This window comes from Methylobacterium sp. SyP6R (assembly GCF_019216885.1).
GTDB lineage: Bacteria > Pseudomonadota > Alphaproteobacteria > Rhizobiales > Beijerinckiaceae > Methylobacterium.
In genome coordinates this window covers 76936-94092 of sequence record NZ_JAAQRC020000002.1, presented here as the reverse complement: position 1 = coordinate 94092, position 17157 = coordinate 76936, and the positions used below count along the sequence as shown (strand labels likewise).

At 70.5% G+C, this 17157-nt stretch carries 14 protein-coding genes; 7 read left to right on the top strand and 7 right to left on the bottom strand.

Annotated features, from left to right (window positions below; genetic code table 11):
• The first annotated feature begins 16 nt into the window (after nucleotides 1-16).
• Nucleotides 17-481 carry a cupin domain-containing protein gene (locus HBB12_RS29865; protein WP_236993313.1) on the top strand — a complete coding sequence of 155 codons (465 nt, stop codon included), beginning with the start codon at nucleotides 17-19 and terminating at the stop codon, nucleotides 479-481.
• Between the two features lie 155 nt (nucleotides 482-636).
• On the opposite strand, the gene HBB12_RS29860 is transcribed toward HBB12_RS29865, so the two are convergent.
• The 3 genes from HBB12_RS29860 to HBB12_RS29850 all read right to left on the bottom strand — a co-directional run bounded on the left by HBB12_RS29860 (nucleotide 637) and on the right by HBB12_RS29850 (nucleotide 5716).
• Complete coding sequence (locus tag HBB12_RS29860) at nucleotides 637-2424, bottom strand: flavin-containing monooxygenase (RefSeq protein WP_236993312.1); 1788 nt, start codon at nucleotides 2422-2424, stop codon at nucleotides 637-639.
• A gap of 277 nt (nucleotides 2425-2701) precedes the next feature.
• A complete protein-coding gene (locus HBB12_RS29855; protein WP_236993311.1) occupies nucleotides 2702-4378 on the bottom strand; it encodes a N,N-dimethylformamidase beta subunit family domain-containing protein in 1677 nt (558 codons plus the stop codon).
• A 90-nt stretch (nucleotides 4379-4468) separates the two neighbouring features.
• On the bottom strand, nucleotides 4469-5716 hold the full coding sequence (locus tag HBB12_RS29850; protein WP_442919393.1) for an aminotransferase class III-fold pyridoxal phosphate-dependent enzyme: 1248 nt from the start codon (nucleotides 5714-5716) through the stop codon (nucleotides 4469-4471).
• Nucleotides 5717-6096: 380 nt separating this feature from the next.
• Between HBB12_RS29850 and HBB12_RS29845 the strand changes: the two genes are divergently transcribed.
• From HBB12_RS29845 to HBB12_RS29825, 5 genes are all read left to right on the top strand, one after another.
• Nucleotides 6097-7212 carry an ABC transporter ATP-binding protein gene (locus HBB12_RS29845; protein WP_236993310.1) on the top strand — a complete coding sequence of 372 codons (1116 nt, stop codon included), beginning with the start codon at nucleotides 6097-6099 and terminating at the stop codon, nucleotides 7210-7212.
• 74 nt (nucleotides 7213-7286) lie between these two features.
• Nucleotides 7287-8117 carry an ABC transporter permease gene (locus HBB12_RS29840; protein WP_442919403.1) on the top strand — a complete coding sequence of 277 codons (831 nt, stop codon included), beginning with the start codon at nucleotides 7287-7289 and terminating at the stop codon, nucleotides 8115-8117.
• Entirely contained in the window at nucleotides 8114-8908 is a 795-nt protein-coding gene (locus tag HBB12_RS29835; protein WP_236993308.1) for an ABC transporter permease, read from the top strand. The genes HBB12_RS29840 and HBB12_RS29835 overlap by 4 nt, the downstream gene beginning before the upstream one ends.
• A 156-nt stretch (nucleotides 8909-9064) precedes the next feature.
• A complete protein-coding gene (locus tag HBB12_RS29830) occupies nucleotides 9065-10102 on the top strand; it encodes an extracellular solute-binding protein (protein WP_442919402.1) in 1038 nt (345 codons plus the stop codon).
• Between the two features lie 138 nt (nucleotides 10103-10240).
• Entirely contained in the window at nucleotides 10241-10960 is a 720-nt protein-coding gene (locus HBB12_RS29825) for a TetR/AcrR family transcriptional regulator (RefSeq protein ID WP_236993306.1), read from the top strand.
• 18 nt (nucleotides 10961-10978) lie between these two features.
• Here the strand turns inward: HBB12_RS29825 and HBB12_RS29820 are convergent, their stop codons facing one another.
• The 4 genes from HBB12_RS29820 to HBB12_RS29805 all read right to left on the bottom strand — a co-directional run bounded on the left by HBB12_RS29820 (nucleotide 10979) and on the right by HBB12_RS29805 (nucleotide 16037).
• Nucleotides 10979-11857, bottom strand: coding sequence for an isocitrate lyase/PEP mutase family protein (locus HBB12_RS29820; RefSeq protein ID WP_236993305.1), 879 nt, complete (start codon nucleotides 11855-11857; stop codon nucleotides 10979-10981).
• 248 nt (nucleotides 11858-12105) lie between these two features.
• On the bottom strand, nucleotides 12106-13479 hold the full coding sequence (locus HBB12_RS29815) for an MFS transporter (protein ID WP_236993304.1): 1374 nt from the start codon (nucleotides 13477-13479) through the stop codon (nucleotides 12106-12108).
• A 55-nt stretch (nucleotides 13480-13534) separates the two neighbouring features.
• Nucleotides 13535-14455 carry a hydroxymethylglutaryl-CoA lyase gene (locus HBB12_RS29810; protein ID WP_236993303.1) on the bottom strand — a complete coding sequence of 307 codons (921 nt, stop codon included), beginning with the start codon at nucleotides 14453-14455 and terminating at the stop codon, nucleotides 13535-13537.
• Nucleotides 14456-14774: 319 nt separating this feature from the next.
• The gene (locus HBB12_RS29805; RefSeq protein WP_236993302.1) at nucleotides 14775-16037 is read right to left on the bottom strand and encodes a CaiB/BaiF CoA transferase family protein; all 1263 of its coding nucleotides are present in this window, start codon (nucleotides 16035-16037) and stop codon (nucleotides 14775-14777) included.
• Nucleotides 16038-16117: 80 nt separating this feature from the next.
• Here HBB12_RS29805 and HBB12_RS29800 point away from each other — a divergent pair, with 80 nt between their 5' ends.
• Complete coding sequence (locus HBB12_RS29800) at nucleotides 16118-16912, top strand: GntR family transcriptional regulator (protein ID WP_236993301.1); 795 nt, start codon at nucleotides 16118-16120, stop codon at nucleotides 16910-16912.
• Nucleotides 16913-17157: the final 245 nt, after the last annotated feature.

Here is a 17157-nt window from a genome sequence, read left to right as displayed (position 1 = left end):
GCACAGCGAGGACGACATGAGCGAGAACGGACCGCTTCCGGCACGGATCACGAGGTCGGGCGAGGGGATCGACGGGACCGTGTGGAACATCCTCGGACATACCTATACGTTCAAGGCGAATTGCGACAGCGCCTTCTCCTTCGAGACCTACGACCCGCCGGGCACGTTCGTGCCGCCGCACATCCACCCGACGCAGGACGAGTTCATCTACGTCCTGGAGGGGACCTTCGATCTCTATCTCGACGGGGAGTGGCTCCAGGCCCGGGCCGGCGACCTGGTCTGCATGCCGATGGGCAAGCCGCACGCCTATTACAACCGCACCGACACGCCCAACCGCGCGATCTTCTGGGTGAGCCCGGGGCGCAAGCTGAAGCAGCTGTTCGACCTGCTCCACGACCTCACCGATCCGGAGGAGGTGGTGCGCCGCTCCGCCGCCTGCGAGGTCGACTTCCTGCCGCCGGGCTCGGTTCCGGGCGCCTGAGCCGGCCCGCCGGGACCACGACGCGACGGCGGCGGCCCGGGCGCCGCCGCATCCGCGACAGGGACATCACACCTGTGGGGGCACCGTCTCGCCACGCATCGCGGGACTGCGAGGAACGGGCTCTCGAGAGCCGGCATGCCCCCGGCCGGCAGCGCTCAAGCCCGTGCCTCGCTCGGCGAGGGCGGCCCGACCGGCAGGCCCTCGTAGCGCGCCTTCAACTGGAGGGCCAGGTAGCGCGAGAAGTGGCGCGACTGCTGGAGGTTGCCGCCGTGGAACCACAGCCCTGCCTGCGCGGTCGGCGTCCACATGTTGCGCAATTCGCCGTGCCAGGGGCCGGGATCGCGCGCCGTGCCCGAGCCGATGCCCCAGCACGGGCCGACCCGCGCGGCGACCTCCGGCGAGATCAGCCGCGCCGCCCAGTCGGTCATCGGGCCGTAGCCGGTGGCGGAGACGACGAGGTCGGCCGGCAGCACCGTGCCGTCGTCGAGCACCACGGCCTCCTCGGTCAGGTGGCTCACGCCCCGGCCGCTCGCGAGCCGGATCTCGCCCGAGGCGATCAGCCCGGAGGCCCCGACATCGATGTAGTAGCCCGATGCCCGGCGCGGATACATCATGCCGATGCCGGTCTCGTCCTCGCCGAAGGTCAGGAGGAAGCCCGCCTTCTCGAGGGCGGCGTAGAACGCCGAATCCTCGTCGCGGATGCGTCGCATCACCGGCTTGAGGAGGTCGGGCAGCAGCGCGTAGGGCGTCGAGGCGGCGATGAGGTCCGCCCGGTCGGCATCGATCCCGGCGGCGACCGCCTCCTCGGAATAGAGCGGGCGGCCGTGGCGCTGGAGGCTCTCGGCCCGCACCACCAGCGTGGGGGAGCGCTGCACCATCGTGACCGCGGCGCCGTGCTCCCACAGGTCGGCGGCGATGTCGTGGGCGGAGTTGTTCGCCCCCACCACGACGCATCGCTTGCCCGCGAAGCCCGCACCGCCCGGGTGGCGGCTCGAATGGTGCAGGGTGCCGCGGAAGCGCTCCATCCCCGGCCAGTCCGGCTCGTTCGGCACGCCCGACAGGCCTGTGGCGAGGACGAGGTGCTTGGGGCGCAAGTCCAGAACCCTGCCCTCGCGCTCGACCGTGACCGTCCACTCGCCGCGTCCCGCGTCGTAGGCGGCGGAGCGGCAGGTGGTGGCGTACCAGCCGTCCAGCTCCATGATCGACGCATAGGCTTCGAGCCAGTCGCCCATCTTGTCCTTGGGCGTGTAGATCGGCCAGTGCTCGGGAAAGGGCAGGTACGGCATGTGGTCGTACCAGACCGGATCGTGCAGGCAGAGCGAGCGGTAGCGCCGCCGCCAGGCGTCGCCCGGCCTCGCCGAGCCGTCGACGATCAGGGTCGGCACGCCGAGGCGCTTCAGCCGCGCGGCGAGCCCGAGCCCGCCCTGGCCGCCGCCGACGATCAGGCACCAGGGCTGGCGGTCGAGGCCGAGGCGCGCGTCGTCGGCGCGCCGGTCGGCCCAGGTCCGGCGGCCGCGGATCGCGCCGTGCTCGGTGCCGGCCTCGCGTGTCGGGCCCCGACGCTCCTCGAATCCCTTCAGCTCGCGCAAGGCCGTGAACAGCGTGCGGGCGAGGCCGTCGACCAGCCGGACCTGGCCGATGCCGCGCCCCAGCCGCGTCTCGAAGCGGAACCAAGCCTCCACCGTGTCGCCGGCGCGGGAAGCCGGGCGGTCGAGGATGAAGCTCCCGGCTCGCGTGCCCGAGGCCGTGGCGGCCGCGCGCTCCCGGATCGCCGGCCGGCCCTCGACCGTGGCGATGGTCCAGGTGAAGGCGACGAAGTCGCGCCACCAGCATTCGGGGGCGAACAGGGCCGCGACGGCGGAGGCGTCGTCGGCCGAGAGATGTTTTGCGAGCTGATCGAGCCAGGCTTGCGCGAGGGCGTTCGGGTCGGCCTCGTTCGTCATCGGCATACCCTCTATTTCAACAGACTGAGATCGTACCGAGATTCACAAACACTGTTGCTCCCATTCCCGACCTCATCCTGAGGTGCGACCGAAGTGAGCCTCGAAGGAGGGCTCCAGGGAGCACGGAGATTTCTGGAACCCTCCTTCGAGGTGAGTCGATCGTCGGTCGCGTGCGATCTCCGATCGCCGACACCTCAGGATGAGGCCGTGGGGAGGACGAACCGTGCCGGCGCCGCCACACCTGCAAAGTCGACACGGTCTCGACTCGGCATCCGTCTCAGCGTCCCCTGCCCCCACCCGAGAACCGGTCGAGGGCGTTGCGGGTGACGGCTTGCGTGAAGGGGTCGTGACGGGTGAGGCCCATGATCCACTCGCAGGAACCGGCGGTGAGCACCTCGCCCTTGCCGCGCGGCATGCCCACCAGCATGCCCGACCCGTACTGGAACTTTCGCCGCGCGACCGAATACGCGTCGGCTGCCAGCTCGGCGAGGCCGTTGAGGTCGCCGTCGCGCACGTAATAGCGCGTGCCCTCGCCCTCGTGCTCGTACTCGAACAAGACCGCCGGGCTCATCGCCAGGATCTCGATGGTGTCCGGCACGCCGGGGGCCGGCACCGGATAGGGCAGGCCCTGCCGGAAGGTGTAGTCGAGCCCGTCGACCTCGTAGCCGAAGATGCCGGCCTCGGCCCCGAACACGTCGGCGTAGCGCAGGTCGGTGCCGGCGAAGGCCCAGTGCTCCGGCCGGTAGACCGTGAAGCCGCGCGACCCCCGCGGGGCGAACCCGCCCCAGCTGCCATACATGCCGTGGCAGCCGTTGACGCCGACCGTCGAGGCGCCGGGCCAGGCGACGCCGCCGCTCTCCCACGAGGCCGTCAGCAGGTGCTTTCGCGAAGGATCGTCGCGCACCGGGTCCATGGTCGGCGCCTTGAACTTCCAGCAGACCTGCCGGGCGCCCTCGTCCTCGAGCCGGATCTGCCACAGGAAGTTGCCGCCGAACCGGGCAAAGCCCCCTCCCCGCTCGACGAAGTCCTCCACGCGCCGGCGCATCTCCCACGACCAGTACTCGTCGTGCCCGCAGGTCACGAGGCAGGAATACTCGTCGAGGATCTCGGGCCGCAGGTGCAGGTCGGTCTGGGTGACGATGTCGAAGGCGTAGCCCTCGCGCTCGGCCCAGACGGCGAAGTGGCGGTCGAACTGCGCCCAGCCGGCGGCGGCGTAGTACTGGCCCCAGCCGCCGGAATAGCCCCACTCCTTGGAGGGATAGCGGGTGACGTCGTTCATGTCCGGCAGCGGCGAGACGGTGATGCGGGCCGCGCCCTTAGGCAGCCAGAGCATCCCGCGGGTCCAGGGCCGCTTCAGGCTCAGGATCGGCGAGCCCTCGTTCCGGTTCGGGCCCCAGGTGCCGAAATAATGGTTGGCGCCGCCCCAGTCGTTGTAGGCGGTCCAGGTGCCGGTCGCGAGCATCAGGAGGATGCGGCCCGACCGCGTCGCCTTCGTCGGCCGCACCACCACGAAATGATGCTGGACGAAGCGCTCGCCGTCCCGGCGCCGGCAGGTCGAGACCACGCGGTAGAGGCCCGACCGGGCACCCTCGGGAATCGTCCAGGTATGGACCACCGGCCAGTCGCAACCGTCGCGATAGGCGGTCTCGGAGGTCTTGGTGAAGGTGCCGGGCAGGTCGAACGCCTCGTGCATCATCTGCGGCGCGACGCCGTCGCGGTAGATCTGGATCGACCAGGTCTCGGCGGTGGTCGAGCCGTAGAACGCCACCGTCTCGCCCGGATCGAACGACATCCGGTCGGTGCAGACGAAGACCTCGGCGAGGTCCGGGTCCTCGCGCGGGAACTGGAAGCGGTAATCCGACAGGAAATGCTCGTCGGCATACCCTTTGCGCACCGCCCAGGGCTTGACCGCGTGGGACCCGTTCTCCGGATGGACGAAGGGGGGCTGCGTCATGTCGGTCGGCTCCGCGTCGGGATCGCGTCGTTCCGGGGGTCAGACGGTCTCGGGGCTCAGGCAGTCTCGGGGCTCAGGCGGTCTTGGGTCTCAGGCGGTCCGAGACTTGGCGAGCGCCCGGAAGGCGCCCTCCGTCGCCGCCAACGCCGTGTCGATCACCGCCGGCGTGTGGGCGAGCGACAGGAACATGTTGTGGCGGTGGTGCAGGTAGACGCCGCGGTGGAGCGCCTCGAGGCAGAACGCCTCGCCGAGCGCCGCCTCGGGGTCGTCGCGAAACAGCATCACGGGCATCGCCGGTGGGCCGGTGATGTCGAGGGAAAAGCCGTGGCGGGAGGCCTGCTCCATCAGGCCGTCGCGGAAGCGGACGCCTGCGGCCTCCAGCACCCGGGGGGCGTCGACGCGCTTCAGCTCGTTCAGCGTCGCGACGGCCGCCGCCATCGGTGCGCCGGCATACCAGAACGAGCCGGTGACGAAGAGGCGCGACGCGGCCTCGCGGAAGCGATCGCTGCCGGTGACGGCGGCCAGCGGCTGGCCGTTGGCGATCGCCTTGGAATAGCCGGCGAGGTCGGGCCGCACGCCCACCCGTTCCCAGCTGCCGCCGAGATCGAGCCGGAATCCCGCCCGCACGTCGTCGACGACGAGGGCCGCGCCGGTCCGGTCGCAGGCCGCCCGCGCCGCCGCCGCGAAGGCTCGGGTCGGCAGTTCCTGCGCCTGGCCGATATCGTGCCGGAAGGCCGAGACCAGGATCGCCGCGAGGTCGTCGCCCGCCTGCGCCACCGCCTCCTCCAGGCTCGCGACGTCGTTGTAGCGGTAGTGGACCAGGTGGGCGCGGTCCTCCGCGGTGACGCCGACGAGGGAGGGCGAGCACCAGGGGACGGCCCCGTGATAGGCGCCGCGCGCGGCCAGCACCTTGCGGCGTCCGGTCCCGGCGCGGGCCAGCGTCACGCAGGTCGTCATCGCGTCCGAGCCGTTCTTCTGGAACATCGCCCAGTCGGCGTGCGGGATCATCGCCACCAGGGTCTCGGCCAGGTCGACCGCGTGCGGCGTCGGGCCGTCGAGGCAATCGCCGCGCTCCTGCTCGCGCCGGACCGCCTCCGACACCGCCGGATGGCGGTGGCCGAGGATGATCGGCCCCCAGGCGCACATGAAGTCGATGTAGCGGCGCCCGTCCGCGTCCTCGACCGTGGCGCCCTCCCCGCCGACGAAGAATTGCGGATAGCCCCGCGGGACCGCCGCCGCGCGCTGGTGGCCCCACATCCCGCCCGGGATCACCCGGGCGGCGCGCGCCCGCAGGCCGGCATCGCCCGTCGGCTCAGGTCCCTCGACCATGCTCGGCATCGGACAGGATCCTTCCGGCTCGGCGTCGCCGGCATTCCACGGCCGCCATCGGTGGGCCCGAGCATCCGCCGATGCCGGGCCATGTCAAGCGAAATGGTCCGATAAAGCCATATGAAATTCGATTACTGCGGGGCGGGGGCCATTGCCACGGGAGGCCCCCGGCCCGGGCCACCGAGACAGATCCCGCGATCCGTACACAGAAACGGCGGCTCGTCCTGCGCTCGATGAGCCGAAAGCATCGTCTTCACATCGATTGCACTCTCGGAGCGATCTTGCGCGGCGCTGCCCACCAGACGGGCGCCGCCCGCCAAAAATCGTGCTTTGAAATTCGGCTAAACTCGGCTTCAATGACCCATCGCCTCAGCCGAGAGGGACGCGGCATGCTCGCCATCGGGGCCATCGCGGGAGGGCCGGGCGCCTCCGCGGCGACGACGGGCGCGGCGATCAGCGTCCGCGGCCTGACGCGCCGCTTCGGGTCGGTCGTCGCCGTCGACGACGTATCGCTGGAGATCGCCGCGGGCGAGTTCATCGCGCTCCTCGGGCCCTCCGGCTCGGGCAAGTCGACCGTGCTGATGAGCCTCGCCGGCTTCGACCTACCGGATGCCGGCCGCATCCTGATCGGGGGCGAGGATTGCACGCGCCTGCCGCCGCACAGGCGCAACGTCGGCATGGTCTTCCAGCACTACACGCTGTTCCCGCACCTGAGCGTGGCCGATAACGTCGCCTTCCCGCTCAAGATGCGCGGGCTCGGCCGGGCCGAGCGGCGCGCCCGGGCCGAGGCGGCGCTGGAGGTGGTGCGGCTGTCCGGCTTCGGCGCGCGGATGCCGCGCCAGCTCTCGGGCGGCCAGCAGCAGCGCGTCGCGCTCGCCCGCGCCATCGTCTACCGGCCGCGCGTGCTCCTGATGGACGAGCCGCTCTCGGCCCTCGACAAGAACCTGCGCGAGGAGATGCAGATCGAGATCAAGCGGCTGCATGCCGAGCTCGGGATCACCATCGTGTTCGTCACCCACGACCAGGGCGAGGCCCTGACGATGGCCGACCGGGTCGCGATCCTCCGGGCCGGGCGCGTGCAGCAGATCGCTCCGGCGCGGGAACTCTACGAGCGGCCCGCCACCCTGTTCGCGGCCGGCTTCATCGGCGACATGAACCGGATTCCCGTGACCTGGGACGGGCGGGCGGCCCGCCTCGCCGGCCGGGCGCTGGCCCTGGGCGCGGAGGCCGCACTCTCGCCCGTCCCGGCCGGGCCGGCGATCCTCGCGGTGCGGCCGGAGCGGATCGGCGTCGCCTCCGCCGACCGGCCGGACGCCCTGCCGGCCACGATCACCGACGTGGTCTATGGCGGAGCCGGCACCCTCGTCATCGCGACGCTCGACGACGGCGCGTCGATGCGGGCGCGGGTGCCGAGCGCCGAGTTGTCTGCGCTCGCCCCCGGGACCCGCGTCGGGCTCGTCGTTCCGCCCGGCGCCGCCCTGCTCTATCCGGCGGAGGCGTCATGAGGGACGTCGTGCGGCCAGGTTTCTTGCGGCCAGGTTTCTTGCGGCCAGGCTTCTTCCAGCCGCGCGGGCGGCGGATGTCGAAGGCGGCGATCTCCGGCCTGATGCTGCCGTTCTTCTCGCTGCTCGTCCTCGCCTTCCTGTACCCGCTCCTCAGCCTGCTCGCGATCTCGGTGACCGAGCCGCAGCCGGGGCTCGCCCAGTACGCCCGGGTCTTCGAGAACCCGGTCTACGCCACGGTGCTGCTGCGCACCCTGCGCGTCGCGCTCCTCGTGAGCGTGCTGTCCCTGGTCCTGGCCTTCCCGGTCGCCGCCCTGATGGCGCGCTCCAAGGGACCGAAGCTTGCGCTGATCACCGCCTGCATCCTCCTGCCGTTCTGGTCCTCGGTGCTGGTGCGTACCGCCGCCTGGGCGGTGCTGCTCCAGCGCAACGGGCTGGTGAACGGCCTCCTCACCGGGCTCGGCCTCACCGACGCACCGGTCAAGCTCCTCTACACCCAAGGCGCCGTGGTGGTGGCGATGACCCACGTGCTGATGCCCTTCATGGTGCTGCCGATCTACGGGGCCTTGCGCAATATCCCGCCCGACCTGACCCGGGCCGCCGCGATCTGCGGCGCGGGGCCCGCCCGGGCCTTCCGCGAGGTGACGCTGCCGCTCGCCCTGCCGGGCGTGACCGGCGGCTTCATCCTCGTATTCCTGTCGGCGCTCGGCTACTTCATCACCCCCTCGCTCCTCGGCTCGCCGCAGGAGATGATGATCGCCACTCTGATCTCGCAGCAGATCCGCGAGAACCTCGATTGGCCGTTCGCCGCGGCGCTGGTCGGCGTCCTCACCCTGTTCGTCACCGGCATCACCCTCGCCTTCGGCCGATTGTTCCGGTTCGACCGCCTGATGGGAGCCCGGGCATGAGGCAGCGCCTCCTCGACGCGGCGGTCGCGGCGATCCTCGCCTTCGTGCTGGTGCCGATCCTGATCGTCCTGCCGATGGCCTTCAGCGAGACGACCTATCTCGCCTTCCCGCCCAAGGGCTTCACCACGCAGTGGTTCCACGAGTTCTTCGACGACCGGCGCTGGATGGGGGCCCTGCGCTTCAGCCTGGAGATCGCCGCCGCGACCGCGCTTCTCGCGACGACGATCGGCACCATGGCGTCCTACGCGCTCCTGCGCGGCGCCGGCGCGATCGGCACGGTCTTCCGGGCCCTCCTCGTCGGGCCGATCGTGGTGCCGCACATCGCGCTCGCCGTGGCGCTCTACCTGTTCTTCCAGAGAATCGGGCTCGGCGGCACCCGCCTCGGCTACGTGCTCGCGCATGCCGTCATCGCGATGCCGTTCGTGGTGCTCACCGTGACGGCGGCGCTCGCCAGCGTCGATCCGGCGCTCGAGGACGCGGCGATGATCTGCGGCGCTCCCCGCTTCACCGCCTTCCGGCTGGTGACGTTGCCGCTGATCCTGCCCAACGTCGTGTCGGGGGCGCTCTTCGCCTTCATCATCTCGTTCGACGAGCCGGTCGTGGCCTTCTTCCTCGCCGGCATCCGCGACAAGACCCTGCCCAGGATGATGTTCGACGACATCGAGCAGAACCTGACGCCGGTCGTCCCGGCAATCGCCGTGCTGCTGACCGGCCTGTCGGTCGCCGTCCTGGTCGGCGCCGCGCTCCTGGCCCGGCTCGGCCGGACGAGGGCGGCACCGGCAGGGGAGTGATCCGAAATCCGGAAGAACACTTCCGGATTTCGGATCACCATCCCGCGCGGCGCGTGAGCGAAGCCGATTTCCGCATCGCGAAGCGATCAGTCGGAAATCGTACGAGAGGAAGCCGGGCTCCCCCGCCCGGGCATCGACGGGAGGTCACACGTGAGGCTGAAACGGATCGTCGCCGCCGCGCTCGCCGGCACCCTGGCCACGGCCCTGCCCGCCGCTGCCGACGAGGTGGTGATCGCGACCACCGGCGGGCTGATGCGCAACACCCTGGAGAAGCTGGTCTACCGGCCCTTCGCCAAGGCGGCCGGCACCGAGATCGTACCCTTCGACATCGAGGTGCCGGACCAGTGGGCCCGCGCCGAGGGCATGGTGCGGACGAAGCGGGTCGAGTTCGACATCGTCACGGCGACCGGGCCCGACCTCGTCAGCCGCGCCGACATGCTGATGGACATTCCCTGCGGCGAGCTCGCCCACGTCAAGGAATACGCGCTGCCGGGGGCCTGCCAGCCGAAGGGCGTGGCGCGCACCACCGGCGGCATGGTGCTGACCTACAACAAGACCGCCTTCGGAGGGCGGACACCGAAGAGCTGGGCCGATTTCTGGAACGTCAAGGATTTCCCCGGGCCTCGCGGCCTGCCGGATACCGGCGACCGCGACTGGTGGTTGCCCGCGGTGGCCCTGCTCGCCGACGGCGTGCCGAAGGACAGGCTGTTTCCCCTCGACCTCGATCGCGCCTACGCCAAGCTCGACCGGATCCGCCCCGCCGTCGCCGTGTGGTGGAAGACCGGCAACCAGGTCCAGCAGATCATGCGCGACGGCGAGGTGGTGATGACCATGTCCTATTCGGGCCGGTCGCTCGCCACGATCAAGGACGGCGCGCCCTTCGCCATCGCCTGGGACGGGGCGTTGCGCGACACCGGATACTTCGCGATCCTCAAGGGCGCGCCGAACCCGAAAGGCGCACTCACGTTCATCGATTACTTCTACCAGGCGTCGGAGAGCCATCCGTCCTTCATGCGCACGGTCGGCTACGCGACGTCCTCCACCAAAGGCCTTGCCGGCCTGCCGGAGGACGAGCAGAAGCTCTTCGCGACCTACCCGGCCAATTACGCCGGGCTCGTCGATCCGGACTTCAAATGGATCGGCGACAATCGTGAGACGCTGCGCGCGCGCTGGACGGCGTGGCTGACGAAGTAGCCCCGTCCGGCGGCCGAGGAACGGCACGACCCTCACCTTTGCCTTTGCCGTGCCGATGCCCTTGCGTCGATGCGGAATCGGTGAGCCAATCGGGTCCCGCCGGAGGATCCCGGCGAACAGGGTGCGCACCGACCCGCGATGGAACAGGAACCGATGGTCGGAAGGGCCGCCCGGCCGATGCGCCGGCGCGGCCAGGCGCGGGCCTCCCTCATCCTGGACGCGACCGAGACCCTGCTGGCCGAGCGCAGCGCCGCGGATATCAGCCTGGCCGACATCGCCGCCGCCTCCGGCGTGCCGCTGCCCTCGGTCTACCACTTCTTTCCCAACCGCAACGCGGCCTTCGAGGCGCTGGCCCTGCGCTTCAACGAGGAGATCTACCGGCGCTCGATCGAGGTGCTGACCGATCCCGAGCCGCAGACCTGGCAGGACCTCCTCGACCGCAAGCACCGTCGCGCCGCCGAGTTCCAGAACGGGCGGCCCGCCGCCCTGCGGCTGTTCCTCGGCGCCGGCGTCAGCGTGGCGGTGCGCAACGCCGACATCACCGGCAATGCCCGCATCGCGCTCAGCCGCGCCCGGATGTTCGAGGCCTATTTCCAGATGCCGCCGATCCCCGGCTTCGTCACCTACCTGGAGATTGCCGCCGCGGCGATGGACGGGGTCTGGGCCCTCTCCTACGGCCGCCATGGATGCATCACGGAGCGATACCGCCAGGAGGCGACGGCCGCGACCATCGCCTATCTGCGACGGTTCCTGCCCGAATTCCTGCCGCGGCGGCCGCTCGAACCCGCGATGCTCGCCCGCATCGAGGTCTCGCCCTCCGAGGTCTCCGTGTCCATGACGGCGGCGGGCGAGCCGTGAGGCGGGCTCCGCAGGGGCTCAGGGGATGCGGTAGCGCGCCTCGCGGGCGTCCCAGGCGTCCTTATCGACCGCCCGCTGGCGCTCCTCGAACGAGGCGAGGCGGTCGGTGACACCGGCGAGCGAGCCGTCACGCCTGAGTGCGCCGAGCACGTCGAAGGACGCCTTCAGCGCGGCCTGCAGTGCGGCGTTGGCGTAGAGCACGATCGAGAAGCCCATCCCGGCCAGCCGCTCGCGTCCCGGATCCGGCGTGCGTCCGCCGAACACGATGTTGGCGACCTGCGGCACCGGCAGGTCGCGGGCGATGCGCGCCAGTTCCTCGACCGAGACCGGCGCCTCGACGAAGGTCGCGTCGGCGCCGGCCTCGATATAGGCCCGCGCCCGCTCGATCGCCCGATCGAGATCCTCTACCGCCCGGGCGTCGGTCCGGGCGATGATCTGGAGGTCGCCGTCGCGCCGCGCATCGACCGCGGCCTTGACCTTCTGCACCATCTCGCCGGCCGGGATCACGTCCTTGCCGGTGAAGTGGCCGCACTTCTTTGGAAAGACCTGGTCCTCGATCTGGATGCCGGCGGCCCCCGCCCGCTCCAGCAGGCGCACGGTGCGCACCATGTTCACGGCGTTGCCGAAGCCGGTATCGGCGTCGACGACGATCGGCAGGCTCACGGCATCGGCCACCGCCGCCACCGCGCTCGCCACCTCGGTGACGGTGGTCAGCCCGATATCCGGCGCCCCCAGATGCATGTTCGCGAGACCGGCCCCGGTCACGTAGACCGCCTCGAACCCGAGATCCTCGACGACGCGGGCAAACAGGGCGTTGGCAGCTCCGGGCACGCTCACCGCCTCGCGGCGCGCCAGGATCGCCTTCAGGGTCTGGGTGGCCCGCATCGGTTCCGTCATCCTCGACAGTATCGCGCCCCGCCGGCGCGGTTTCAGGGCGCAGCGTCCCGATCGATGGCTCAGGCTCTCGGCCTCGGCACAATGGCAACAACTGGCGAACTATTTCCTGTCGTTATCATGTCTCCAATCGAGATCCTGCTTTTCTTGTCTTTCCAGATCTCGAACTCACCCGGTCGTTCCGGGATCCGCCGTGCATGGCGACGGCTCCGGGCGCGAGGTTCCCCCCCTCGCGCCCGAGGGATGCCGGATCAGCGCTCGACCGCTGCGGGAGCCGGCGCGACGGCCGGATCGTGATCCGGCCGCAGGTCCTCGAGGCTGCGGTTGCGGGTCTCGATGCCGAACAGGCCGACGCAGAGGGCCTGCAGCAGCAGGGCGCCGACCAGCATGGCGAGCACGGGCACGACGCCGCCGGAGGCGTAGAGCCAGACCACCGCTTGCGGGATGAAGATGCCGGCGATCCGCCCCGCCGTGCTGGCGACGCCCGTGCCGCGCAGGCGGTACTCGGTCGGGAAGAGCTCGGGGATGTAGGCCGCGATGCCGAGCGCCACCATCAGGTAGATGCAGGTGAACAGCCCGAAGCCGAAAGCCGTCGCGACCGCGATCGACGGCGCGAGGGTGTAGGCGACGCCGAGAAGAGCGGCGATGAGCGACGTGATGGTCAGGCCGTTGCGCCGGCCGAGGCGCTCGGCGATCAGGGCGCCGAGGCAGGCGCCGACCGGGCCGCCGAGGGACATGAAGGTCGTGTAGCCGAGCGACGAGCCGACGCTGAGTCCCTGCTGGACCAGGAAGGTCGGCACCCAGGCGACGAAGCCGTAGATCGACACGTTGATCATCACGTTGATGACGGTGGCGAGCAGCGTGCGGCGGATCACGGCCTTCCCGAACAGGATCTTGAGGCCGGGATCGGGGCGGGCCGCCACCGCCTCGCGGCGCGGCGCCGGCAGTCTTGCGCCGTAGGTCGCCTCGATCTGGCCGAGAACCCGGTCGGCCTCCTCGGTCCGCCCGACGGATTCGAGCCAGCGCGGGCTCTCCGGCATGCTCTTGCGGGCGTACCAGACCGCGAGCGCCCCGAACCCGGCGATGGCGAACATCGCCCGCCAGCCGAAGGCCGGGATCACCAGGTAGCCGACCAAGGTCGCGGCAAAGAGCGCCGTGTTGGTGATGATCGACAGGTAGGCCGCCCAGCGGCCGCGCTGCGCGGGCGGGATGAATTCGCCGATCGTCGCGTAGCCGATCACGATCTCGGCCCCCAGGCCCACGCCCATGAAGAAGCGCAAGACGATCAGGCTCCACATGTCGGGAGCGAGCACGGCGGCGAGCGAGGCGAGCCCGAAGATCATCAGGTTCGCCTGGTAGGTGAACCGGCGCCCGAACCGGTCGCCGAGGATGCCGGCCGAGAAGCTGCCGATCACCATCCCGATGAAGGTCGCCGAGAGGAAGGCGGCGTTGAGCCTCAGATCCGACCAGCCCTCCTTGACGAGGGCGCCGAGGATGCCGCCCGCCAGGTAGATGTCGAAGCTGTCGAAGAACATCCCGGCGCCGATCAGCCACAGGATCCGGCGGTGGAAGCCGGAGATCGGCAGGCGGTCGAGGCGCGCCCCGGCCGAGAACGTCGGTGCCATGTCTTCAGGTTCCTTCCCTCTTGCCGCCGCTGTCACGCGGGCTTGTTCCTGGTCGTCAGGCCGCCAGCACCGCGGGCCAGGGCGTGACGTGGGCGCCGTGGCCCGGCAGGCGCCGCCCCATCTCGCCCTCGAGCCAGAGGGTCGCGTCGCGCAAATGCTCGAGCGAGATGCCGGTCGCGACGCCGTCGCGCTCCAGCATCGAGACGAGGTCTTCCGTGGCGATGTTGCCGGTGGCGCCCGGTGCGAACGGGCAGCCGCCCAGTCCCCCCAGGCTCGAATCCAGCACCGTGACGCCGGAGCGGAGCGCCGCATCGGCATTGGCGTAGCCGGTGTTGCGGGTGTTGTGGAAATGCGCCCGCAGCGGCAGGCCGGGCAGCGCCTGCGCCAGGGCGGCGAAACGCTCCTCGACCGCCCGCGGCGTCGCGACGCCGATCGTGTCGGCGAGCGAGATCTCGTCGATGCCGCTCTCCGCCAGCGCCCGGGCGATCGCGATCACGCGGTCGAGCGGCACCTCGCCCTCGAACGGGCAGCCGAACGCCACCGCGATCGTGACCGAGCGGAACAGGCCGGCTTTCTCCGCACGCTGGCCGAGGCCGGCCCAGGTCTCGACGAGGCCGCGGGCGGTCGTGCCCTGGTTGCGCGCCGCCATCGTGTCCGTCGCCACCGCCACGAAGCTGATCTCGCGCAACCCCGCCGCCAGCGCCCGCTCGAAGCCGCGCGCGTTGAGGACGAGGCCGGAGACGCTGACCCCCGGCAGGCCGACGACGCGGGCCAACACCGCCTCGGCATCGGCCATCTGCGGCACGCGTTTCGGGTTGACGAAGCTCGCGGCCTCGATCCGCCGCAGGCCCGCCCCCGCGAGCCGCCGGATCATCTCGACCTTGGCGTCGGTCGAGAGGTGGCGGCTGTCGTTCTGCAGGCCGTCGCGGGGGCCGACCTCGACGATGTCGACGGCTTTGGGGCGCGGGGTGGTCATGGTCGTCGTCTCCATGCTTGGGTCGGGGCGCGCCAGCGGTGGACGCATAGTCGTCGGTAACGGGCCTGCATGATTCTTCCCGCCCACGACCTCATCCTGAGGTGCCGAAGCGAGGCGTAGGCCTCGAAGGAGGGCTCCAGAAGCCGCCGCGATCACTGGAGCCCTCCTTCGAGGTCAGTCGATCTACAATCGACTGACACCTTAGGATGAGGTCTTGGACAGGAGAAGAAAATTTCTCACGGGACTATCATTGCGGACCAAACGAACTCTCGCTCTGGATGCGTCAGCTTCATTCTGGTGTGTCGGCGGCGATGGATCCTTAAGCTCTGCTTCGCGGCCCATGGACGACGTCGAGACAGGTGCCGCCGATCACCCGGCCCTCGACCAGCCGCGCCCGCTCCGCCTCGCTCAAGCCGAGGAGCCCGCCGAAAATCTCGGCATTGTGCTGGCCAAGTTCCGGCCCGGCAGAGACCACCCGGCCCGGATTGGACGAGAGGCGCGGCGCCACGTTCTGCATCTTGAGGGTGCCGAACAGCGGATGCGCCACGTCGACGATGGTCTGGCGCGCCTTGAAGTGGGCGTCCTCCAGCATCTCGGGGGCGCGGTAGATGTCGCCGCGGGGCACGCCGGCCTCGTCGAGGATACGGCCGAGTTCCTCGCGCTCGAAGCCGGCCGTCCAGGCGGCGATCAGGGCGTCGAGCTCGGCCTGGCGCTTCCCGCGCTCGGTGTGGGTGGCATAATGCGGATCGGTGGCGAGCTCCGGCCGGCCCATCACCGCGGCAAGGCGCCGGAACACGCTGTCCTGGTTGGCGGCGATCAGCACGTAGACGCCGCTCTTCGTCGGATAGACGTTCGAGGGCGCGATGTTGGGCAGGATCGCGCCGGTGCGCTCGCGGATGTAGCCGGTCTTGTCGTATTCGGTGACGAGGTTCTCCATCACGGCGAGCACCGCCTCGTAGATCGCGCTGTCGACGACCTGGCCGCGGCCGGTGCGGGTGCGGGCATGCAAAGCCATCAGCCCGCCGACGCAGGCGAAGGTGGCCGCCAGCGTGTCGCCGATCGAGATGCCGGCGCGCGACGGCGGGTGCGAGGGATCGCCCGCGACGTAGCGCATCCCGCCCATCGCCTCGCCGATCGCCCCGTAGCCGGCCTTCTGGGAGTAGGGCCCGGTCTGGCCGTAGCCGGAGACGCGGATCATGATGAGCCGCGGGTTGATTGCCGACAGGGCGTCGTAGCCGAGCCCCCATTTCTCCATCGTGCCGGGCCGGAAGTTCTCGATCAGGATGTCGGAGCGCGCGACGAGCTGCCGGATCAGGTCCTGGCCCGCCGCCTCGCGGGCGTTGATCTCGATCGATTTCTTGTTGCGGGCGATGACCGGCCACCACAGCGACTGGCCGTGCGGCTTCTCGCGGCCCCATTCCCGCATCGGGTCGCCGGCGCCCGGCGGCTCGATCTTGATGACCTCGGCGCCGAAATCGGCGAGCAGCTGACCGCAGAACGGGCCGGCGAGGAGCTGGCCCATCTCGAGGACGCGCAGGTCCGACAGGGCTGGCGCTGCGGCAGGGTCTATGGTCTGGATCATCGGGCGTTCCTCTTGTTCGCCAGAGCCTAATCGGGCAAATTTGTCTGGACAAGTGGCCGATCGCAGACTCGGAGGGAATCTTGTCCGGCAGGGCATTGGGGACGCGGGAGCGCGGCCAGGATCGCGGCCAGGATCGCGGCACTGAGGCGGGCCCGCTCAACGAGCGGATCGCGCGGGCGCTCCAGGAGGAGATCCGCGCCGGCCTGCACCCGGTGGGCTCGACGCTGCCGACCGAGACCGCCCTCTGCGCGCGCTTCGAGGCGAGCCGGTTCACGATCCGCGAGGCCCTGCGCAAGCTGGTCGAGAAGGGGCTGGTCGAGCGGCGCCAGGGCGCCGGCTCGACGGTCGTCGCGACGACCGCGCATCCGGGCTTCGCGCAGGTCTTCGACGACCTCGCCGACATGTTCGAATACGCCCGCGACACCCATTTCGACGTCTCGGTCCTGGAGATGGTCCAGATCGACCCGGAGGTCGCCGGATTCGTGCAGGCCCCCGCCGGCTCGTCCTGGCTCAAGGCGGAGGGCGTGCGCTGGACGGCCGGGCGCGACGCGATGATCTGCTTCGTCAGCGTCTACGTGCATGCCCGGTTCGCGCCCCTGCTGACCGACCTGCGCGAGGTGGGCGGTGCGGTCTACGGGCTCGTCGAGGCGCGCTCGGGCGAAGTGATCGCGGAGGCGTTGCAGGAGATCACGGCCCAGCCGATGCCGCCCGCGGTCGCCCGCGCCCTCAAGCGCCCCCGCGGCGCCCCGGCGATGCGCTTCGTGCGCCGCTACTACGACGTCAGCGGCGGCATCATGCTGGCCTCGGTGAACTGGCACCCCGGCGAGCAATGCCGGTACACGACCCGGATCCGGCGGGGGGATTGGCGGGCGTGAGGCGGTTCCGCCACGAAACGCGGCGGTGACGCAAGCCTGTCCTCCTCCTCGCGACCTCATCCTGAGGCGTCAGTCCATCGAAGATGGACTGACCTCGAAGGAGGGCTCCAGAGATCACGGCGGCATCTGGAGCCCTCCTTCGAGGCTCAGCGATCTTCGATCGCCCGCACCTCAGGATGAGGTCGAGGGTGGGATTGTTTGATGAGGCGCTGGCCGTCCCAGCGGCGGCCCTCATGCCCTAACAC

What these genes read in the sequence shown, in the direction of transcription:
- HBB12_RS29865 (WP_236993313.1), top strand. Translation starts at nt 17, where the DNA reads ATGAGCGAGAACGGACCGCTTCCGGCACGGATCACGAGGTCGGGCGAG.
- HBB12_RS29860 (WP_236993312.1), bottom strand. Translation starts at nt 2,424, where the DNA reads ATGACGAACGAGGCCGACCCGAACGCCCTCGCGCAAGCCTGGCTCGAT.
- HBB12_RS29855 (WP_236993311.1), bottom strand. Translation starts at nt 4,378, where the DNA reads ATGACGCAGCCCCCCTTCGTCCATCCGGAGAACGGGTCCCACGCGGTC.
- HBB12_RS29850 (WP_442919393.1), bottom strand. Translation starts at nt 5,716, where the DNA reads ATGCCGAGCATGGTCGAGGGACCTGAGCCGACGGGCGATGCCGGCCTG.
- HBB12_RS29845 (WP_236993310.1), top strand. Translation starts at nt 6,097, where the DNA reads ATGCTCGCCATCGGGGCCATCGCGGGAGGGCCGGGCGCCTCCGCGGCG.
- HBB12_RS29840 (WP_442919403.1), top strand. Translation starts at nt 7,287, where the DNA reads ATGTCGAAGGCGGCGATCTCCGGCCTGATGCTGCCGTTCTTCTCGCTG.
- HBB12_RS29835 (WP_236993308.1), top strand. Translation starts at nt 8,114, where the DNA reads ATGAGGCAGCGCCTCCTCGACGCGGCGGTCGCGGCGATCCTCGCCTTC.
- HBB12_RS29825 (WP_236993306.1), top strand. Translation starts at nt 10,241, where the DNA reads ATGGAACAGGAACCGATGGTCGGAAGGGCCGCCCGGCCGATGCGCCGG.
- HBB12_RS29820 (WP_236993305.1), bottom strand. Translation starts at nt 11,857, where the DNA reads ATGACGGAACCGATGCGGGCCACCCAGACCCTGAAGGCGATCCTGGCG.
- HBB12_RS29815 (WP_236993304.1), bottom strand. Translation starts at nt 13,479, where the DNA reads ATGGCACCGACGTTCTCGGCCGGGGCGCGCCTCGACCGCCTGCCGATC.
- HBB12_RS29810 (WP_236993303.1), bottom strand. Translation starts at nt 14,455, where the DNA reads ATGACCACCCCGCGCCCCAAAGCCGTCGACATCGTCGAGGTCGGCCCC.
- HBB12_RS29805 (WP_236993302.1), bottom strand. Translation starts at nt 16,037, where the DNA reads ATGATCCAGACCATAGACCCTGCCGCAGCGCCAGCCCTGTCGGACCTG.